Consider the following 19776-nt stretch of genomic DNA (forward strand, 5'->3'; position numbering starts at 1 on the left):
CAACGATAGCCTAAAGTTGGTGGGTGTCCCCTGAACCGCGCGTGCTCCTCGACGCGACCTCCATCCCGCCGTCGCGCGGCGGGGTCGCCCGGTTCATCGCCGGAGTCGCCACGGGCCTGCACCAGGCGGGTCGCACCATCGACGTGGTGGTGAAGGAGCGCGACCGCGACTTCCTCCGCGAGACCGCCCCCTCGCACCGCTACCACCTCGCCCCGAAGCAGGTCGACAGCCGCGGCGGCCGCTTTGTCTGGGAGCAGACCGGCCTGCCCAGGCTCGCCGAGCGGCTCGGCTGCACGGTCATCCACTCCCCGCACTACACCTTCCCGCTCACCACCCGCGCGCGCCGCGTGGTGACGGTGCACGACGCCACCTTCTTCGGCTCGCCCGAGGTGCACTCGCGCCTCAAGGCGACCTTCTTCCGGCGCTGGACGCGCTGGGCCTGCCGCCTCGCCGACGAGCTGGTGACCGTGAGCGAGGCCACCGCCACCGAGCTCCGCCGGCACGTGCCCGCCATCAGGCCCCGGATGTCGGTGGCGCGACTCGGGGTCGACCGCGAGGTGTTCCATCCCCCGACCCTCGACGCCGTCGACCGGGTCAGGCAGAAGCTCGGGCTCGCGGGCGAGGCCGACTGGATCGCCTTCCTCGGCACCATCGAGCCCCGCAAGAACGTTCCCGCCCTCCTTCGCGCCGTGCAGGCGGTGCGGGCCGCCGACCCCTCGGCTCCCCCGCTCGCCCTCTCCGGCTCGCGCGGGTGGGACGAGGAGGCGATCGCCCTGCTCGAGACCGGTGCCGACGGCGTGATCGAGGCGGGCTACCTGCCGCTCGACCTCCTCTCGGCCTTCCTCGGCGGCTCGCGGCTCGTGGTGTACCCGAGCCTCGGCGAGGGCTTCGGCCTCCCGGTGCTCGAGGCGATGGCCTCCGGAGCCCCGGTGCTCACCACCCGCCGCCTCTCCATCCCCGAGGTGGGCGGCGACGCCGTCGCCTACAGCGAGCCCGACAGCGACTCCCTCACCGCCGCCATCCAGGCGCTGCTCGCCGACGACGCCGAGCGCGAGCGCCTCGCCGCCGACGGCCTCGCCCGCAGCGCCGCCTTCACCTGGCTCGCCTGCGCCGAGATCTACCTCGCCGCCTACGACGGAGCCGCCGCCGCATGACCCCGCCGCCCCCCGCCACCGATCCGGCCACCGACCCCCAGGGCGCCCACGCGCCGGGGGCCCGGCAGACCGGCACCCTGGCCGTGGTCACGGTGAGCTACGCCTCCGAGTCGGTGCTGCCCGGGTTCCTCGGGTCGATCGAGCAGGCGACGGCCGCGCATCCGCTCGTCGTCGTCGCCGACAACAAGCCGGGTGCCGTGGGCCCGTCGCCCGCCGCGAGCCTCGCCGAGCAGCACGGCGCCACCTATGTGCCGCTGCCCGCCAACCCGGGTTACGGCGGCGGGATGAACGCTGCCGTCGCCGCGCTGCCCGCCTCGGTGGAATGGGTGCTCATCTCGAACCCCGACATCGTGCTGCACCCCGGTGCGCTCGATCTGCTGGTGGCGACCGGAGCATCCGCCGCCGACATCGGCTCGGTGGGCCCCCAGGTGCTCACCGACGGGGTCACCTACCCCTCGGCGCGCTCGGTGCCGTCGCTGCGCAACGGCATCGGCCACGCCCTCTTCGCCCGCGTCTGGCCCGAGAACCCCTGGACGAAGCGCTACCACGCCGGCTCCCCCGAGGCGGGCGCCGCCGACGTCGGCTGGCTCTCCGGTTCGTGCCTGCTCGTGCGGCGCACAGCCTTCGAGCAGCTCGGCGGTTTCGACGAGAGCTACTTCATGTACTTCGAAGACGTCGACCTCGGCTACCGGCTCGGCAAGGCCGGCTGGCGCAACCGCTACGAGCCCGCCGCCGTGGTGGAGCACTCGGGCGGGCACTCGACGGTGAACGAGTCGGCCGTGATGATCGCCGCGCACCACAAGAGCGCCTACCGCTTCCTCTCGCAGAAGTACCGGGGGCCGCTACTGTTCCCGCTGCGACTCGCCCTGCGGGCGGGCCTCGCCGTGCGCACCCGACTCGAGACCAGGGGGAAGAGGGCATGAGCGCCGTCGACACCGCACGCAGGCTCGCCAAGCGCGTCATCCGCCGCCGTCTGCTGCACGGCCACTACCGCAGCACGCGGGTGCACTACCAGGAGACCACCGGCCGCGAGGTGCCCGTGACGATGTGCCTGTGGAACCGGCCCACCCGCCTCATCGACATGCTGCGCTCCCTCGACGGGCAGGACCACCCCGACGGCGTCACCCTGCACATCTGGAACAGCAACAAGCTCGACCACGAGTTCTACCTCGGCGTGCTGCGCGAGTTCCGCGCCACGGGTGCCCTGAAGAGCGTGCAGATCGTGCGCACCCCCTACAACCTCGGCTCCATGGGCAGGTTCTACCTGGCCCGGGAGCACGCCAAGGCCTACGGGCCGGGCCCGGTGATCGTGGTCGACGACGACGAGAACCTGCAGCCGGGCTTCGTGAGCGCGGCGCGCGCCGCCTACGCCCCCGACGTCGTGGCCGCCTGGTGGGCCTTCGAGGTGGGGCGGGAGTACTACGACCGCAAGCCCGCCGACGTCGGCGGGCCGGTCGACCACGTCGGCCCCGGCGGCATGATCTGCGACTCCTCGATCTTCCTCGACGACGAGTTCTTCACGACACTGCCCGAGCGGTTCTGGTTCGTCGACGACCTCTGGTTCACCTGGTACGCCAAGAAGCTCGGCAAGCGGCTCGAGAAGCTCGACGTCGAGATCGAGTTCGTGATGGACGAGACGAACCAGTCGTACGGCCTGTTCGACCTCAAGCTCGAGTTCTTCGCCCAGCTCTACCCCGAACTCGTCGGCACCCCGCCGAAGTTCGAGTTCCCCGAGGGCTGAGACCCGGGCGCCCGGCTACTGCGCGTCGTGCGCGTCGTGGACGAGCTCGAGGATCCCGGCCCACCCGGTCTCCCGGTAGCTCTCCTCCGGGCTGGTGAGCTGCTCGTGGGCGATCTCGCCCGGCCGCGGAGCCTCGATGCGGTGCTCCAGCTCGCCCGCGTCGCCCGCCGCATCCGTCACCCGCTGCAGAACCTCGCCGAGCGGGATGCGCACCGCGTCGGAGACCACGAAGGTGCTCCCGCCCGTCGACACCGGGCTGGTGACGAGCGTGAGCAGGATGCGCACGGTGTCGTAGACCGACTGGTAGTACCGCGTGGTCTCCGGCCCGAACAACGTCACGGGAAGACCCAGGGCGATCGACTGACGCCAGAGCTCGACGACCGAACCGCTCGACCCCCACACGTTGGGCAGCCGCACCGACGCAGCCCCGAGACCCCGCGTCGCGGCGGCGGCGACCTCGAGCTCCGCGCGGTACTTGCTCTGGCCCAGCACGTTCATGCGCGAGGTCGCCTTGTCGGTGGAGACCAGCAGGAAGCGCTCCACGCCGCGCTTCTCGCTCTCGGCGAGCAGGATGCGCGTGGCGTCGACGTTCACCCGCTCGGCGAGTCGCGGGTTGGCCTCGCAGGTGCCAACGTGCTTCACGGCAGCCGCGTGCACCACCACCTCGCCGCGCACCTCGTCGAACACCTCGGCCATCTGAACGGGGTCGGAGACGTCGGCTACCACGGTGACGAGGTTGTCGCGAAGGCCCAGCGCGTTCACCCAGTTGATGAGCGAGGCGACACTGCGCTCGTTGGTGTCGATGACGACGACCGGGGCAGTGCGCTCCGGGTCGCTGATGAGCTCCACCGCGAGCGCGCCGCCGATGCTCCCGGCCCCGCCGGTGACGACCACGCGCCTCGCCGAGAGCGCCCGGCGCAGTTCGACGATCTCGCCGAGGTGCTGGAACGTCTCGTCGACCAGAGGAACGGCCAGGTCGGCCCCCAGGATGGTCATGGCGAGTTGCGGTGTGATCACGTGCGTGTCAATCGGTCAGGTAGGGAGACGGAGGCCACCCCGCGGGCGCGGGGCGGGGACGATCACTCGGAGGCGGCCGCGATGAGGGTCTTGAGGTACGCGCCGTATCCGCTCTTGACCAGCGGATCGGCGAGCTTGGAGAGCTGCTCGGTGTCGATCCAGCCGGCCCGCCAGGCGATCTCCTCGATGCAGCCGATCTTGAAGCCCTGACGGTCTTCGATCACCCGCACGTACTCCGACGCTTGCATCATCGACTCGAAGGTTCCGGTGTCGAGCCAGGCCGTGCCGCGGTCGAGCACCTGCACGTGCAGGGCGCCCTGCTCGAGGTACCGCTCGTTCACCGTCGAGATCTCCAGCTCGCCACGCGCCGACGGGGTGATCGACTTCGCGATCTCCACCACCGAGTTGTCGTAGAAGTACAGACCGGGAACGGCGTAGTTCGACTTCGGCCGCTCCGGCTTCTCCTCGATCGAGATCGCGGTGAACGCCTCGTCGAACTCCACCACACCGTAGGCGCGCGGGTTCGACACGTGGTACGCGAAGATCTTCGCGCCGGTCAGCGCCTCGTTCGTGCGCAACGACGACCCCAGTCCCACACCGTGGAAGATGTTGTCGCCGAGCACCAGCGCCACACTGTCGTCGCCGATGAACTCTTCACCGATGATGAACGCCTGCGCCAGACCGTCGGGCGAGGGCTGCACCGCGTACTCCAGCCGGATGCCGAGCTCGCTGCCGTCGCCGAGGAGAGCCCGGAACTGCTCGTTGTACTCGGGGGTCGTGATGATGAGGATCTCGTTGATGTCGGCCATCATGAGGGTCGACAGGGGGTAGTAGATCATCGGCTTGTCGTAGATGGGCATCAACTGCTTCGAGATGCCCTTCGTGATCGGCCACAACCGGGTGCCCGACCCGCCGGCGAGGATGATGCCCTTCATCAGCGGCCCTTCTCCGTCAGCGACGCGTAGAACGCGCGCGCCTCCTCCCACGTCGGGAGGAGACCCGACTCCTTCGCCTCGGCCAGGCTCGGCGCATCCGTGTCTTTCGGCGACAGCAGCAGCTCGCCGGCCTCCTCGGGGAAGCGCAGCGCGACCTCGGGGTCGAGCGGGTCGATGCCGTGCTCGCGCTCGGCGTTGAAGGTCGAGGTCACGAGGTAGCTCACCGTCGCGTTGTCGGTGAGCGCCACGAAGGCGTGACCGAGACCCTCGGAGAGGTAGATGGCCCGGCGGTCGGTGTCGTCGAGGAGCACCGAGTCCCACTGCCCGAAGGTCGGCGAACCCACGCGGATGTCGATGACGTAGTCGAGCACCGCACCGTGGGTGGCCGTGACGTACTTCGCCTGGCTCGGCGGGATGTCGGCGAAGTGGATGCCCCGCACCACACCCCGCTTCGACACCGAGGTGTTCGCCTGCGCCAGGTCGAGGGAGTGGCCGATCTCGTCTTCGAGCTTGTCGAAGCGGTACCACTCGAGGAAGACGCCACGGTCGTCGCCGAACTGCTTCGGCGTGATCTCATAGCTGTCGGGGATGCTCAGTTCGCGAATCTGCACCCGACGATTCTAGGGGACGCCGCTCAGACGAAACTCGTCGACTCCGCGACCCGCTCGAGTTTCGACGCGAACACCTTCATGCCCCGCGCCTCGTCGGAGGTGCAGCAGAACCGCCGCACGAGCCGCATCGAGTTGATGGTGGAGAGCTCGCGGCCGACCGTCTCGGCGCCCGCCGGGCCGTAGGCGTAGCCGTGCCGGGCCTCGAGCGTGTCGAGGTAGACCGACTTGCTCGTGCGGCCGAGGCGCACCGGGAGCCCGCCGTAGAAGTAGGCGTCGAACGCCCGGTTGTAGGCCTCGTGCGCCTCGCCGGTGTGCTTGGTCTGGGAGCTGCGACGGATGACATCGGTGGGCGCGGTGAGGTCGGCGAACGCGGGAGCGAAGTACGAGTGGTCGACGCCGACCACGCTCGCCCACGTGTTGAAGGAGGTCTCGCTGTCGGCCGTGGTGGCGGCGGAGAGGGCCTCGAGCACCTCGGCCTTGATGAGGAAGCGGTCGAACACCGGCCCGGGCGAGGGCACCAGGGTGTCGCCGTTCAGCTCGCGGGCGACGTCGGCGAAGCCGTTGCGCTCGAGGCAGCCGCAGGCGGCGGCGTCGGCCGGCCAGTCGAACTCGGGCTGGAACACCGACCAGGGCGCGAGCACCTGCACCTCGGCATCGTCGGCGCGCGAGGCGGCGAGGGCCAGGAAGTCGGCGCTCAGGGAGACGTGCGAGGTGTCGGGCTCGCCGAAGGTCTCGGGCTGGGCGTAGCGCCAGGCCGAGAGCTCCGGAGCGGCGAACGCCCACCAGACGATGACGGTGCCGCCGAGGCGGAGCGAGCCCTCCTGACGGAGCTCGGGAGCGGTGGGCATCTCAGATCCTGTTCTTGATCGTCGCGGCGTAGCGGCCGCGGGTGAGCACCATGTCGAAGTGGTCGACCCAGCGCGAGCCGAAACCCACCAGCCGGGAGAGGCGCGTCGGCGAGAAGGCCGAGTAGGCGCTGCCCTCGCCGAGGAAGTAGGCGTCGAAACCGGAGGCGGCGAAACGCTCGACCATCCGGGCGATCGCCGACTCCCCCTCCCACGCGGCGGGCGAGATCTCGGTGAAGACGGTGAGGTTGCGCGGAAGGCCCCGGCCGGCGCCGAGCGAGTCGAGCACCTGGCGCTCGAGGCCCTGCACGTCGATCTTCACCACGTCGCTGCGGTAGCGCTTCACGAGCGAGCGGAGGGTGGCGGTGGGCACGCGGTCGGCGGCGACCGACGCATCCGGTGCTCCTGATGCGACACCCACTCGCGTGTTGCCGCGGTTGGTCTCGTCGGGGATGATCGCCCAGGCCTTCTCGGGCGAGTCGGTCACCGCCCCCTCGAGCAGCAGGGTGTTGTCGAAGTTCGAGAGGTTGAGCGAGGCGAGCTCGAGGTTCGACCGCAGCGGCTCGACGGCCACGATCCGGCCGTCGGGGATCTTCTTCGCCACCGAGGCCGAGAAGTACCCCACCATGGCGCCGACGTCGAGGAACGAGCTCTTCGGGGTGAGGCTGTCGAGCACGGCCGAGAGCACCGTGCCGTCCCACTCCTTCTTGCGCTCCATGTAGGGCGTCACGACCTGGTCGGCGGCGGGCACCAGCACCTCGATGCCGTGCGTGCGGATCCAGACGGCGGGCTCCGTCGGCCCCGCCGGCGAGAACACCGGCAGGGGCTGCTGGCGGGTGGGGGCGCTGAGGGTCACTCGGCCGCACCGCCCAGCAGTCGCTTCACCACGCGCCGACGCCGGCTGCCCACGGGCAGCAGGGTGACCGAGCTGTCGGCGAGCCGGCGGGCCACCGAGGGGGCGCCGGTGAGCACGATCTTCTGCGCGGTGCGCTCGTCGAGCCGGAACTGGCGGTGCCGCAGCAGGGCGTCGAAGCCGGCGGTGACGACGGTCTGCGCGGTGTCGGCCCACTGGTACTGCTGGGTGGCCGCCTCCCACAGCTCGCGCTGGCGCTGGCGCGCGTCGAGGTCGTTCACCAGCTCGAGCAGCGTCTGGGCGTCGGCCTCGTCGTCGCGGAACTCGAGGTACTTCGCGTCGGCCGGGCCGATGTCGCCGAGACCGCCGCCGCGCGAGGAGATGGGGGTGGAGCCGTAGTGCACGGCCTCGCCGGGGATCATGCCCCAGCCCTCGGTGATCGACGGCGAGGCCACGAGGGTGGCGCCGCTGATGAGCCTGATCTTGTCGCTGTCGCTGACCCGGCCGAGGAAGGTGAAGCAGTCTGCGCCGGAGAGCTCGATCAGGTCGGCCTCGAGCTGGGCCGAGTGCCCGGAGTCGGGGGTGGGCCCGGCGAACACGAAGCGGCCCTCCCAGCCGAGGGACTTCAGGCGCAGCCCCACCCGCATGAGCCACGGCACGTTCTTGTGCAGGTAGTTGGTGCCGAGCACCAGGATGTAGGGCGTGTCGGCGAGCGCCTCGAGCCCCGCGTTCTCGAGGTTCCAGGCCCCCGCGGCGGGCGCGGGCTGCTCGGGCGAGCCGTTCGGCAGCACGACGATCTTGTCGCTGTCGCTCGTGCCGGAGTAGTACGCGGTGAGCGTCTTGGCCACGTGCGGGGTGAGCACGCCGATCGCGTCCGCGTTCTCCCAGCCCTTACGCGCGACGGCGTTCTTGGCGGCGAAGTCGTCGTAGTCGACCGCATAGTGCGGGTTCAGCAACGCGATGAGATCGAGCATCCAGATCATATTGCGCCGCGAGAAGCCCGAGATGGCGGGCCAGGTGGCGCCGGTGAAGTCCTGGTAGGGGCGGAAGGCCAGGTCGACGTCGACCTTCGCGGCGTAGAGGTCGGCGATGGTGGAGACCTCGATGGTGTCGACCTTCGCCTCGGCGAGCATCGCCCGCAGCGGGCCCACCCGCTCACCCGAGGCCACCCAGATGACGCGCTGCACGTCGGGGTGCAGGGCCAGCTTGCGCGAGAGCGCGAAGCTGCCCTCGAAGGTGCCGGTGAGGTTCGGATGCACGAGCTCGGCATCGATGGCGATGGTGAGACCGTGGATGACGGCGTAGGTGTAGCGGCGCACCCGCTCGAGCGGGGTCGCCTCGTCGGCGGCGAACTCCGAGATCCAGTCGTTCCAGTACTCGAAGCGGCGGGCGACCAGCTCGTCGTTGTCGATCTTGCGCCAGTTGAGCGCGACCTCGCCGAACGACTCCCCGGTGGCGTGGTAGGCGTAGACGTCGTCGACGGCGATGTGGTTGAAGCCGTAGGAGACGCAGCGCAGCGAGTAGTCGACCTCTTCGCCGTAGCCCGGGCTGAACTCCTCGTCGAGGAGACCCACGACGTTCAGCGCGTGCCGCGCGAACAGGGTGCAGAAGCTCGTGGCCACCGGCACGAAGGGGCGCACCTGCTTCGACGCGGCGGAGACCTTGCGGGCGACCTCGGCGAACTCGGCGACGGTCGGCGGCTGCAGCTTCCAGGAGTCGGGGCCTTCGACCGTGAAGATCGTGGCGTTGGCCGAGAGGGCGGTCGCGGTGGCGATGTCACTGCGCGAGCGGGCCGCGGCGATGAGCCTGGTGTCCCACTCCGGGCCGACGATGATGTCGCTGTTCAGCACGATGACGTCGGCGGGCGCGAGCTTCTGGAAGGCGGTGTTGAGGTTGCCGACCACGCCGCGGTTCTTCGGCTGCCTGAAGTAGTGCACCTCGCGGCCGTAGCGCTTCTCGACCTCGGCGAGCTCCTGCACCGCGATCTCGCTCGGCCCCGCGTCGTCGAAGACGACGATGGGGGTGGTCTCGCTGGTGTGCTCGAGGAGGCTGGAGACGCACAGCTCCCAGGTCGAGCCGCCGGAGAAGAGCGTCAGCGCGGCGACCACGTCGCCGACCTGCAGCGGTCGGCCGAACAGGTCATCGGTATCGGTGAGCGCGTGAATCGTGATGCCCTTCGTCGTTCCCAAGTCTTGCTCACACAATTGAACCACGAGGAGCCTGAATGCCCGGTCGGGCGGCTCTAGGCTGATGCCATGTCACCTCGCGAGCAGTACACGCACGGCCACCACGAGAGCGTCCTGCGCTCCCACACCTGGCGCACCGTGGAGAACTCCGCCGCCTACCTCGCGCCCCGCCTGGCACCCGGCCTGAAGCTCCTCGACGTGGGCTCCGGCCCCGGCACCATCACCGTCGACTTCGCCCGCCGGCTCGCCCCGGGCGGCTCGGTGACCGGCGTCGACGCCTCGGCCGAGATCGTCGCCCAGGCCGCGGAGTTCGCGGCTGCCGAGGGTGTGACGAACGTCACCTTCGACACCGGCGACGCCTACGCGCTCGACTTCGACGACGACACCTTCGACATCGTGCACGCCCACCAGGTGCTGCAGCACCTCGCCGACCCCGTCGCGGCGCTCCGCGAGTTCCGCCGGGTCACGAAGCCGGGCGGCGTCGTCGCCGCGCGCGACGTCGACTACGGCGGCGCGGTCGTGCAGCCTCCCCTGCCGGGGCTCGTGCGCTGGGGCGAGGTCTACGACGCCGTGCACCGCTCCAACGGCGGCGACCCGTGGGCGGGCCGCGCGCTCAAGGGCTGGGCGCTCGACGCCGGTTTCACCGAGCTCGAGGTCACCGCATCCGTCTGGTGCTTCGCCTCCGACGAGGAGCGCGCCTGGTGGGGTGGGCTCTGGGCCGACCGGTCGCTGCACTCCGCCTTCGCGCCGCGCGCCCTCGAGATCGGCGCCGCCGGCCAGGTCGGGCTCGAGGAGATCTCGGCGGCGTGGCGCGAGTGGGCCGAGACGCCGTCGGCGATGTTCCTGTTCCCGCACATGGAGATCATCGCCACCGTCTGAGCCCCGGATGCGCGGCTACGGCCGGTAGCTCAACACGCCCTCGATCACGCGCTCGACCTGCGCGTCGTCGAGCCCTGCCCACAGCGGCAGGCGCACCAGGCGCCGCGAGAACTCCGCGCTCCGCTCGAGCGGGCGCAGCCGCCTTCCGAAGTGCTCGCCGGCCGGGCTCGTGTCGAGCGGGACGTAGTGGAACACCGCGCGCACACCGCGGGTGCGGAGGTGGGCGATGAGCGCCTGCTGCCCCTCGTGGTCGGGCATGACGAGGTAGAACAGGTGCGCGCTGTGCTCAAGCGCGGGGTCGCTCGACATGAGCCGCACGCCCCGCGCATCCGCCCACTCCCCCAGGGCGGCGGCGTACGCGTTCCAGACGCGGTGCCGCGCAGCCTGGATGGTGTCGAAGGCGGCGAGCTGCGCGTCGAGCACCGCGGCGTTGAGCTCGCTCGGCAGGTAGCTCGACCCCTGGTCCTGCCAGGTGTACTTGTCGACCTCGCCGCGCAGGAAGCGGGCGCGGTCGGTGCCCTTCTCCCGCAGGATCTCGGCGCGCCGGAACAGCACCGCGTCGTTCACGAGCAGTGCCCCGCCCTCGCCGCAGTGCACGTTCTTGGTGTCGTGGAAGCTCTGCGTGGCCATGACGCCGGCGCTTCCGAGCATCCGCTCGCCGAAGCTGCCGCCGAGGCCGTGGGCGTTGTCTTCGACGAGGGCCACCCCGGCCGGCTCGGTGACCGAGAGCACGGCGTCGAGGTCGACGGGCACGCCCCCGTAGTGCATCACGGTCACCGCGCGGGTGCGCGGCGTGAGCGCCTCGGCCACCTGCTGCGGGTCGATGTTGCCGGTGAGCGGGTCGATGTCGACGAAGACGGGCACCGCGCCCCGTGCCACCACGGCGGTGGCGGCCGAGGGGAAGGTGAAGCTGGGCAGCACCACCTCGTCGCCCGGGCCCAGCCCGAGCAGCAGGCCCGCCATCTCGAGGGCGTGCGTGCACGACGTGGTGAGCAGCGCGTGCGGGGCGCCCGAGACGGCACGCAGCCGCTCGGTGGCGCTGCGGGTGAAGTCGCCGTCACCGTGCGAGTGGTCGGAGCGGAGCACCGCCTCGAGGTTCGCCAGCTCGCCCGGGGCGCGATAGGGGCGGCTGAAGACGACCTCGTCGAGGCCGGGCATGGCGCTCATGCGGTGTCGCGGCGGTCGTCGAAGACGCCGGGCCGCACCACCGGGATGGTCCCCGTGATGGGGAGGGTGTCGGCGGTGGGCAGGTCTTCGGGCGCGATCGGCGGGTCGTCGTCGGGCATGATCGTCTCGGGGTCGTCGACGACGAGGTAGAGCGGGCGGCCCATCGAGACGTTGAGCGAGACGCCGATGTACTCCGCGATCACCCCGAGCGAGACCAGGATGGCGCCCGAGCAGAGCAGGATGACCACCATCAGCGAGGCCCAGCCCGCCGCCTCCGGGTCTCCGCCCACGGTCGGGGTGACCACGACGTAGACCACCACGAGGAGGCCGAGCGCCGCGATCACGCCGCCCAGCACGCTCACCGCGCGGAGGCCCGTGGTGCCGCTGGTGAGCACCATGCGCCAGAAGTAGGCGAACAGCGCGCCGAGCGAGTAGCCCGAGACCCGCCCGTCGGCGGTGCGGAGCACGGTCGGGGAGGTGGCCACCCGGTTGGTCACCCACGACAGCGCGATGTCGAGGTACACGCCCGTGGCCGCGAAACCGGCGAGCTTGCGGCCGACGTCGCCGCGCACCAGGCGATAGCTCTGGAACTGCGACGCGTCGGGCATCTGGAAGGCGGCGCCGAGCATCCGTTTCGACGACTTCGACGCGAGGCTGCGGAAGAAGCCGTGCGGGCGCTCGTTGGTGAACCGGGCGTAGACCACGCCGGCCCGCTCGCGGATGGCGGTGTCGAGGAAGTCGCCGATCGAAGCCGGGTCGTGCTGGCCGTCTTCGTCGAGGGTGAGGATCCACCGCCCGGTCGACTGCGCCATGCCCGCGATGGTCGCCGCGTGCTGGCCGAAGTTGCGGCTCAGCCAGATGACGCGCACGAACGGGTAGCGCTCCTCGAGCGCGCGCATGACCGCGTCGGAGTGGTCGGGGCCGTTGTCGTGCACGAGGATGACCTCGGTGATGCGGTAGCGCACGCCCTCACGCGTCGCCGTCACCCGCGTGTAGGGCTCCAGCTCGTCGACGACAGCGCCCAGGGTGAGCTCGCCCTGGTAGACCGGGACGACGACCGAGATGGTGTAGACCGTGGTGTCGGATGCGGTACTCCCCACGGGTCGAGAATGTATCACGTCGTCATCTCCACGAAGCCGAACCGCCCGTCGGGCGAGTCGAACGACACGGCGCCCTCGCCGAGCACCGCCTTCAGCTGGGCCACGAGAGCCTCCCCGCCGTCGGTGTAGGCGGCCCGGTCGACCACGAAGCCGCAGGCGCCGAGCCCACGCACCGCCATCACCATCGCGGGAACGGCGAGGTCGGCGTAGGCGCCCACGTCGTCGATGGGAGCCCGGCCCTTGATGCCGCCGGCCGACCAGCGCAGCGTCGTGGAGTGGAGGAAGGGGCGCAGCTCGTCGGCGTCGGTGACCCCGTTCACCGGGGGCGACTCGGGGAACGGGATGTAGGGCAGCTGGTAGAGGAGGCACTCGGGGGCGACCGTCGACTCGATCTGCTTCACGAAGCTCTCGTCGCTGCGGAAGCTCGCGACGGTCGCGGCGCGGGCCTCGGGCTGCACGGGCGGGATCTGGTCCCACACGGCGATGAGCACGAGAAGCGCGGCGAGCGGCACGGCGACGACGGCGCGGGCGAGGCGGGGCGGCAGGCGGCGGCCCGCGACGCGGCGCGACACCGAGCGCACCACGTGGTCGAGCAGCAGGCCGAGCGCCGCGAGGGCGACGAGCGCCAGCAGGATCGCGATGCGGTTCCAGGAACGGATGGGGAAGTCCACGAACGACAGCAGCGTCGAGAGTCCGCCCACCGTGCCGAACAGGAAGGTCACGAGCCCGAGCCCCGACAGCACGATCAGGCTGCGGGTCGTGCGCTTCGGCAGGCGCCAGCGCGGCCTCCCCGCCGAGAGCAGCACCATCACCGCGATCACGACGAGCGCCACGAAGCCCACGGCGGCGAGGAGCCCGAGCGCCGGCGCCTCCGACGGCAGCGGATAGTGCTCGTCGTACAGCGCGCGCAGCTGCGCGAACGGGGCGAAGCGGTGACCGGGCACCGGCAGCAGAAGGCTCGCCAGCTTGAAGCTGTACAGCTCCGCCTCGGGCGGGCTCCGCACGAGCACCGCCTCGTTCACCCCGTTCGTGAGCCGGTAGAGCAGGCTCGGCAGCAGGTTCACCACCATCGTCGCGGCGATCAGCACGCCAGCCGCCGCGGCGCCGAAGAAGGGCCGCCATCGGCGCGTGCGCCACAGCGTCGCGAGGCCCGCCACGGCGAGCACGAGGGCGACGAACACGGAGTAGTAGCTCGACGCCGTGCCGAGCAGCACCAGCGTGCCCACGGTCGCGGCGTTGCGCCTCGAGAGCACCTTCCGCGACCACAGCGGCAGGCCGCGCGCCACCCGGTAGACGACGCCCAGGGCGAGCGGCACCACGAAGTACGCGGCGAGGAAGAGGTGCCCCTCGCCCTTGATGAAGTGGTACGGGGCGATCGCGAAGGCGATGCCGAGCGCCGTCGCGAGCACCCGGCCGACACCCACCAGGCGCAGGAACCACACCGCGGTGATCGCCGCCAGCGGGAAGCCCAGCACGAAGTACACGTTCATCGCGACACCGAAGTCGCCGGTGAACACCCGCATCAGGCTCGCCGCGATGAAGTGCAGGTTGTCGGCCTGCGGGTAGTCGCTGTAGAACTGCCCGTACGGGGCGCCGAGGTCGGGCTGGTGGGTGAACCACCCGGTCTCGAGGATGGTCTTGAAGTGCGACGCCACGGCGAGCGCGTCGCCGGTGTAGTAGAGCGGGATGCGCCAGTCGAGGTTCCACAGGTCGAGCCCGAACCACACGGCGACGAGCGACACCAGCGCGGCGATCGCGTACGGGAGACAGTGGCGGTCGCGGGTGAGCACGCGGTCGCGGGCGCGAGGGCTCACGCCGCCATCGGTGCCGGGGTCGGTGCCGGTGCGCGGTGCACTCATGCTGCGGCCCGCATCCGTCGGCCGTTCACCACGTAGTAGGCACGGCGGGCGAGTGCCATGAGCTCGGCGCGGCGATCGCCGAGACGCACGTCGGATGCGCTGATGCGGTCGGGCGCGAGGCTCCGGCACCAGGCGTGGTAGGCCTTCGCCTGGCCGGCCTGGTCGTTCACGAGGGCGACGCTCCACTGCGCGTCGTTCACCCGGAACGCCGCCAGCACGCTGTCGACGGGGAGGTAGTCGCCGCGCATCAGCACCTTCGTGTACCCGGTCTGGTCGATGAGATAGGGGAAACGCGCATCCCAGCCCCCTGCTGCTTCGAGCTCGGTGCGGCGGAAGGTCACGCAGCCGGGTTCGCCGAACACGTTCGTGCCGCGGCGCACGGTCTGGCGCACGGCGTCGACCCCGGGCTGCACGGCGCGGCGCACACCCTGCAGGCCGCGGCCGGCGATGGTGACGCGGCCGCGGGCATCGACGATGTCGCGGCGGCTCGACACGAGCACGACACGCGGATGCGCGTCGAGCGCCCCCGAGTGGGCCGCGAGGGCGCCGGGATAGAGCACGTCGTCGCCCGGGAGGAGCTTGAGGTACTCCCCCGTCGCGGCCTCGGAGACGCGTCGCCAGTTGGCCTCGGCGCCGCCGCCGGGCGGAGTGCTCAGCAGGCGCACCCGCGGGTCGTCGGCGTAGCGCTCGAGCAGGGCCGCCGTGTCGTCGGTCGAGGAGTGGTCGGCGATCACGAGCTCGAAGTCGGGGTGGTTCTGGCTCAGCACCGAGCGCACGCAGGCCTCGATGAAGGGCGCGTTCTGGAAGGCGGGGACGACGACGGAGTACTTCGGCATCAGCTCGCGGTGCCCCTCTCCTCGGCGCGCACGTCTCGGTCGGTGTGCACGTCGATCTCCGTCGCGGCCTCGATCTCGTCTTCGGTGCGCCGCCGGAACGAGAAGCCCTTGTGCCCGAACCAACTGATGAGCGTCGTGATGACGAGGATCGAGAACTGGGCCAGGATGCGGTTCCACCCGAGATTCACCAGCACCGGCAGCACGACGGCGTTGATCGCGATCGACACCAGATAGACGCTCTCGAACCGCGCCAGGTCGCGCAGCACATGGCCCTTCACGGTGAACACGAACCGCCGGTACATCACGAACGCGAACAGCACACCCAGCACGTGGGCGCAGCCGAGCGTCGCCAGCGAGCCGACCGTCTCGTTCACCGCCGCGTCGAGCCAGGCCCCCACCGTGAGGTCGAACCCGATGAACAGGAGGAAGCCCACCCCCGTGTTCGCCGCCCCCACGAGCAGGAACGCCACTCTCTGGTCTCTGACCAGACGCAGGAGCACCCCCGCCCGTTCCATCACGCTGACACTCTAGAGCCGCCACCCTGAGAATCCCTCGCGACAGCCCGTTCCGTCGGTATCGCAGAAGTGCGATACTGGATGCATGAAGGGCATGGGAAACGACCTGGTGCGGGAGGCCCGCCGACGCGTGGGGCTCACGCAAGCGCAACTCGCCGACCTCGCGGGCACGACGCAATCGTCGATCGCCCGCCTGGAGTCGGGCAGCACCTCGCCGAGCTTCGACGACGTCATCCGCTACCTCCGTCTCATGGGCCTCGACCTCGACTTCATGCTCGTGGAACACGAGCAACAGGATTGGGCTCACGCACAACGCACGCTACCATTGAGCATTTCTCGGCGTCACGATAGACTGGTGGAATGGAACCGATCGGTCGTCGATTTTCGCGAGCAGTTCAATCGCAGCCGTAGCGATGCGATCTGAGCCGGGTGAATTCGATCCCGTCCCGATCCTCAGTGCCCTCACGGCTCAGCGGGTCGAATTCGTCGTGATCGGTGGTTACGGGGCAGCGCTGCACGCTTCGCCCTTCTTCACGAGTGGTGTCGACGTGGTACCAAAGCGCTCCAGCGAGAATGTCACGCGCCTGGCAGGTGCTCTTCGTTCTCTCAAGGCCCGGGGTAGTGCCTCGGCCGACCGTCACGCGCCGTGGAGCTTCGACACGGGTCACGGAGAGCTCAAGGTCGTGTTCACGCCGAGCGGCACGAGCGGGTTCGACGACCTCAGTCGCGATGCGACGTCGGTCGCACTGCACGGGGTCGAGGTGCGGGTGGCCTCGCTGGCCGACATCATCCGGTCGAAGCAGGCGGCGAATCGGCCGAAAGACCAGAGGGTGCTGCCGACACTGCGCGAGATCCTCGCCTCCCGCAATCCGCGCAACCGCCCTGACTCCTGAGCGCGCATCGTCGGGGCGCCGAGGTGGCTGCCAGTAGAATCGCTGCGACGACCACACGAGGAGAACTCCCCCCATGAAGATTCTTGTCACCGGCGGCGCCGGTTTCATCGGCTCCAACTTCGTGCGCCGCACGATCGAAGACGCCTACCCCGGACTGGAAGGCGCCGAGGTGGTCGTGCTCGACGCGCTCACCTACTCGGGCAACCTCGAGAACCTCGCCTCCGTGGCCGAGAACCCGCGGTTCACCTTCGTGAAGGGCGACATCCGCGACGACGCCCTGCTCGACGAGCTCTTCCCCGGCCTCGACGCCGTGGTGCACTTCGCCGCCGAGTCGCACGTCGACCGCTCCGTGCGTGACGCCTCGATCTTCGTCGAGACCAACGTGCTCGGCACCCAGCAGCTGCTCGACGCCGCACTGCGCAACGACCTCCCCCGCTTCGTGCACGTCTCCACCGACGAGGTCTACGGCTCCATCGCCGAGGGCTCCTGGGCCGAAGACCGCCCGCTCGAACCGAACTCCCCCTACTCCGCGTCGAAGGCCGGCAGCGACCTGCTCGCCCGCTCCTACCACCGCACCCACGGGCTCAACGTCTCCATCACGCGCTGCTCCAACAACTACGGGCCCTACCACTTCCCCGAGAAGGTCATCCCGCTGTTCGTCACCAACCTCATCGACGACAAGCATGTGCCGCTCTACGGTGAGGGCAACAACATCCGTGACTGGCTGCACGTCGACGACCACACCCGCGGCATCGCCATGGTGCTCACGAAGGGCCGCGCGGGCGAGATCTACAACATCGGCGGCGGCACCGAGCTCACCAACAAGGAGCTCACGCAGTTGCTGCTCGACGCCACCGGCAAAGACTGGTCGTACGTCGACCGTGTCGCCGACCGCCTCGGCCACGACCTGCGCTACTCGGTCGACATCTCGAAGATCCAGGCCGAGCTCGGCTATGAGCCCCTCGTGCCGTTCGAGAAGGGTCTCGCCGACGTCGTGCAGTGGTACCGCGACAACCGCGCCTGGTGGGAGCCCCTCAAGGCCCGCGCGGCCCTGAGCTGAGCGGCGCGACCGTGACCCGCTACCTCATCACCGGAGCGGCCGGGATGCTCGGCCGCGACCTGCAGGAGGCCCTCGCCGGCCGCGACGTCGTCGCTCTCACCCGTGCCGACCTCGACATCACGGATGCTGCGGCAGTCGCATCCGCCCTCGCCGGCATCGACGTGGTCTTCAACTGCGCCGCCTACACCGCCGTCGACGCCGCAGAGACCGACGAGGAGGCCGCTCACGCCGTGAACGCGATCGGGCCCGCGACCCTCGCCGAGGCGACCGCCGCGAACGACGCGAAGCTGTTCCAGGTCTCCACCGACTACGTCTTCCAGGGGGACGCCACGTCGCCCTACCCCGAAGACGAGCCGCGCGTTCCGCTCAACGCCTACGGCCGCACGAAAGCCGGCGGTGAGGAGGCCGTGCTCGGCCTCAACCCGGCCGGCGGCTACGTCGTGCGCACCGCCTGGCTGTACGGCCGGCACGGCGCGAACTTCCCCGCCACCATGCTGCGGCTCGGCCGCGAGCGCGACAGCGTGAGCGTCGTGAACGACCAGGTCGGGCAGCCCACCTGGACGGCCGACCTCGCCCGTCAGCTGGTGCTGCTGGCCGACTCGGATGCTGCGGCCGGCGTCTACCACGGCACCAATTCCGGGCAGGCCAGCTGGTTCGACTTCGCCCAGGCAACCTTTCAGGAAGCCGGACTCGACCCTGATAAGGTCAAGCCAACGGACAGCTCGCAATTTGTTCGTCCCGCCCCGCGTCCCGCGTACTCCGTGCTCGGGCACGACGCGTGGTCCCGAGCGGGATTGGAGCCCATGCGAGACTGGCGTGCCGCGCTCCACGAGGCGGCGTCATCGGGAGTTTTTGGAGAGTAATGGCGACGCTGCGGGTGATCATCGATCAGCTGGTGGCTCCCGTACCCGGCGGAATCGGCCGCTACACGCTCGAACTCACCAAGCAGCTCATCGCCACCGCGCCGCGCAACTGCGACGTGGAGGGCATCGTGTCGGCGGTGCCGACCGAGACGGCCGATGAGCTGAGCGCGCGCCTGCCCGGCCTCGCCGGGCTGCATCGCGCCACCCTGCCCCGGCGCGAGCTGTCGGCGGCGTGGCAGCACGGCATCATCGGCTCCTCGGGCAACGGCATGGTGCACGCCACCAGCCTCCTCGCGCCCCTGCGCAAGCACGACCGGCGCGAAGAGCTCGGCACGCAGACGGCGGTGACCATCCACGACGTCGTGCCGTGGACGCATCCACAGACCCTCACCCCCCGCGGGGTCACCTGGCACAAGGCCATGGCCAAGCGCGCCGCGAAGTTCGCCGACGCGATCGTGGTGCCGACGCACGCTGTGGCCGAAGACCTGTCGCGCTACCTCGACTTCGGCGACCGCGTCCGGGTGATCGGGGGCGCCGTGAGCGACGAGCTGCGGCTCCCGCCGAACCCGGCCGAGCGCGTTGAGGCGCTGGGCCTGCCCGAGAAGTACATCCTCGCCGTCGGCACGCTCGAGCCGCGCAAGGGGCTGAGTGCGCTCATCCAGGCACTCGCGCTGCCCGCCACGGGCGACCTGCCGCTCGTCATCGCCGGGCCCGAGGGCTGGGGCGACGTCGACGTGGCCGGTGTCGTCGAGGCCGCCGGAGTCGACGCGTCGCGCGTGAAGGTGCTCGGATTCCTCAGCGACTCCGACCTCGCGCTCGTGCTCGAACGCGCCACCGTGTTCGTCTACCCGAGCCTCGCCGAAGGGTTCGGCCTGCCCCTCATCGAGGCCTTCAACTTCGGCACCCCGGTCATCCACGCCGACGTGCCCGCCCTGCTCGAGGTCGCCGCCGGCGCCACCGTCGTCGTCGAACGCACCACAGCGGATGCGTACGCCGGCCAGCTCGCCGACGCCATCCAGCAGGTGGTCGGCGACAGCGCCCTCCGCAACCGCCTCGCCATCTCCGGCCTCGACCGCGCCCGCGCCTTCTCCTGGCGCGACTCGGCCGAGAAGGTGTGGCAGTTGCACGCTGATCTCTAGCTGTGCTTGTTGCCACGCCGCCGCTGCTGCGGCGTGGGCGGCATGTGGCGGTCCGGTCGGGAGGCCCGGCCTGCGGTCGGGCCTCCCGGCCGGGCCGCCACCCTGGGTCGGCTAAGCGCGGCC

At 70.5% G+C, this 19776-nt stretch carries 20 protein-coding genes; 9 read left to right on the forward strand and 11 right to left on the reverse strand.

Features of this window, described 5'->3' with window-relative positions:
- Positions 1-23 precede the first annotated feature (23 nt).
- Genes HL652_RS12870 through HL652_RS12880 form a run of 3 tightly spaced genes read left to right on the forward strand, consistent with a single transcriptional unit; the run spans position 24 to position 2895 of the window.
- The gene (locus HL652_RS12870) at positions 24-1154 is read left to right on the forward strand and encodes a glycosyltransferase family 4 protein (protein ID WP_171705690.1); all 1131 of its coding nucleotides are present in this window, start codon (positions 24-26) and stop codon (positions 1152-1154) included.
- Positions 1151-2077, forward strand: coding sequence for a glycosyltransferase family 2 protein (locus tag HL652_RS12875; protein WP_171705691.1), 927 nt, complete (start codon positions 1151-1153; stop codon positions 2075-2077). The genes HL652_RS12870 and HL652_RS12875 overlap by 4 nt, the downstream gene beginning before the upstream one ends.
- A complete protein-coding gene (locus HL652_RS12880; RefSeq protein ID WP_171705692.1) occupies positions 2074-2895 on the forward strand; it encodes a glycosyltransferase family 2 protein in 822 nt (273 codons plus the stop codon). Before HL652_RS12875 ends, HL652_RS12880 begins: the two co-directional genes overlap by 4 nt.
- Positions 2896-2910: 15 nt before the next feature.
- On the opposite strand, the gene HL652_RS12885 is transcribed toward HL652_RS12880, so the two are convergent.
- The 6 genes from HL652_RS12885 to HL652_RS12910 all read right to left on the reverse strand — a co-directional run bounded on the left by HL652_RS12885 (position 2911) and on the right by HL652_RS12910 (position 9345).
- Positions 2911-3912 (reverse strand): polysaccharide biosynthesis protein, encoded by a 1002-nt coding sequence (locus HL652_RS12885; RefSeq protein ID WP_171705693.1) that lies wholly within the window; start codon positions 3910-3912, stop codon positions 2911-2913.
- Positions 3913-3974: 62 nt separating this feature from the next.
- Positions 3975-4847, reverse strand: coding sequence for a glucose-1-phosphate thymidylyltransferase RfbA (rfbA, locus tag HL652_RS12890; RefSeq protein WP_171705694.1), 873 nt, complete (start codon positions 4845-4847; stop codon positions 3975-3977).
- The gene (locus HL652_RS12895) at positions 4847-5458 is read right to left on the reverse strand and encodes a dTDP-4-dehydrorhamnose 3,5-epimerase family protein (protein WP_171705695.1); all 612 of its coding nucleotides are present in this window, start codon (positions 5456-5458) and stop codon (positions 4847-4849) included. The genes rfbA and HL652_RS12895 overlap by 1 nt, the downstream gene beginning before the upstream one ends.
- 23 nt (positions 5459-5481) lie before the next feature.
- Positions 5482-6306 carry a hypothetical protein gene (locus tag HL652_RS12900; RefSeq protein ID WP_171705696.1) on the reverse strand — a complete coding sequence of 275 codons (825 nt, stop codon included), beginning with the start codon at positions 6304-6306 and terminating at the stop codon, positions 5482-5484.
- Between the two features lies 1 nt (position 6307).
- Positions 6308-7159: an FkbM family methyltransferase gene (locus HL652_RS12905; RefSeq protein ID WP_171705697.1), complete on the reverse strand. Its 852-nt coding sequence runs from the start codon at positions 7157-7159 to the stop codon at positions 6308-6310.
- The gene (locus tag HL652_RS12910) at positions 7156-9345 is read right to left on the reverse strand and encodes a glycosyltransferase (RefSeq protein WP_171705698.1); all 2190 of its coding nucleotides are present in this window, start codon (positions 9343-9345) and stop codon (positions 7156-7158) included. The genes HL652_RS12905 and HL652_RS12910 overlap by 4 nt, the downstream gene beginning before the upstream one ends.
- 66 nt (positions 9346-9411) lie before the next feature.
- Between HL652_RS12910 and HL652_RS12915 the strand changes: the two genes are divergently transcribed.
- The gene (locus HL652_RS12915; RefSeq protein ID WP_171705699.1) at positions 9412-10221 is read left to right on the forward strand and encodes a methyltransferase domain-containing protein; all 810 of its coding nucleotides are present in this window, start codon (positions 9412-9414) and stop codon (positions 10219-10221) included.
- Positions 10222-10236: 15 nt separating this feature from the next.
- On the opposite strand, the gene rffA is transcribed toward HL652_RS12915, so the two are convergent.
- From rffA to HL652_RS12940, 5 genes are read right to left on the reverse strand one after another with little or no spacing between them, the layout of a single operon-like run.
- Positions 10237-11388: a dTDP-4-amino-4,6-dideoxygalactose transaminase gene (gene rffA, locus HL652_RS12920; protein ID WP_253743255.1), complete on the reverse strand. Its 1152-nt coding sequence runs from the start codon at positions 11386-11388 to the stop codon at positions 10237-10239.
- Positions 11385-12488: a glycosyltransferase gene (locus HL652_RS21730; protein ID WP_171705700.1), complete on the reverse strand. Its 1104-nt coding sequence runs from the start codon at positions 12486-12488 to the stop codon at positions 11385-11387. The genes rffA and HL652_RS21730 overlap by 4 nt, the downstream gene beginning before the upstream one ends.
- Positions 12489-12502: 14 nt before the next feature.
- A complete protein-coding gene (locus tag HL652_RS21735) occupies positions 12503-14347 on the reverse strand; it encodes a hypothetical protein (protein WP_171705701.1) in 1845 nt (614 codons plus the stop codon).
- Positions 14344-15183, reverse strand: coding sequence for a glycosyltransferase family 2 protein (locus tag HL652_RS12935; protein ID WP_171705702.1), 840 nt, complete (start codon positions 15181-15183; stop codon positions 14344-14346). Before HL652_RS12935 ends, HL652_RS21735 begins: the two co-directional genes overlap by 4 nt.
- A complete protein-coding gene (locus HL652_RS12940; RefSeq protein WP_171707335.1) occupies positions 15183-15698 on the reverse strand; it encodes a GtrA family protein in 516 nt (171 codons plus the stop codon). Before HL652_RS12940 ends, HL652_RS12935 begins: the two co-directional genes overlap by 1 nt.
- An 85-nt stretch (positions 15699-15783) precedes the next feature.
- Here HL652_RS12940 and HL652_RS12945 point away from each other — a divergent pair, with 85 nt between their 5' ends.
- The 5 genes from HL652_RS12945 to HL652_RS12965 all read left to right on the forward strand — a co-directional run bounded on the left by HL652_RS12945 (position 15784) and on the right by HL652_RS12965 (position 19653).
- Positions 15784-16122 (forward strand): helix-turn-helix domain-containing protein, encoded by a 339-nt coding sequence (locus HL652_RS12945; RefSeq protein WP_171705703.1) that lies wholly within the window; start codon positions 15784-15786, stop codon positions 16120-16122.
- Positions 16112-16591, forward strand: coding sequence for a hypothetical protein (locus tag HL652_RS12950; RefSeq protein WP_171705704.1), 480 nt, complete (start codon positions 16112-16114; stop codon positions 16589-16591). Before HL652_RS12945 ends, HL652_RS12950 begins: the two co-directional genes overlap by 11 nt.
- Positions 16592-16664: 73 nt before the next feature.
- Positions 16665-17651 (forward strand): dTDP-glucose 4,6-dehydratase, encoded by a 987-nt coding sequence (gene rfbB, locus HL652_RS12955; RefSeq protein WP_171705705.1) that lies wholly within the window; start codon positions 16665-16667, stop codon positions 17649-17651.
- An 11-nt stretch (positions 17652-17662) separates the two neighbouring features.
- Complete coding sequence (rfbD, locus tag HL652_RS12960) at positions 17663-18514, forward strand: dTDP-4-dehydrorhamnose reductase (protein WP_171705706.1); 852 nt, start codon at positions 17663-17665, stop codon at positions 18512-18514.
- Positions 18514-19653 carry a glycosyltransferase family 4 protein gene (locus tag HL652_RS12965; protein ID WP_171705707.1) on the forward strand — a complete coding sequence of 380 codons (1140 nt, stop codon included), beginning with the start codon at positions 18514-18516 and terminating at the stop codon, positions 19651-19653. Before rfbD ends, HL652_RS12965 begins: the two co-directional genes overlap by 1 nt.
- The last annotated feature ends 123 nt before the right edge of the window (positions 19654-19776 follow it).

Source organism: Herbiconiux sp. SALV-R1 (assembly GCF_013113715.1).
Taxonomy (GTDB): Bacteria; Actinomycetota; Actinomycetes; order Actinomycetales; family Microbacteriaceae; genus Herbiconiux.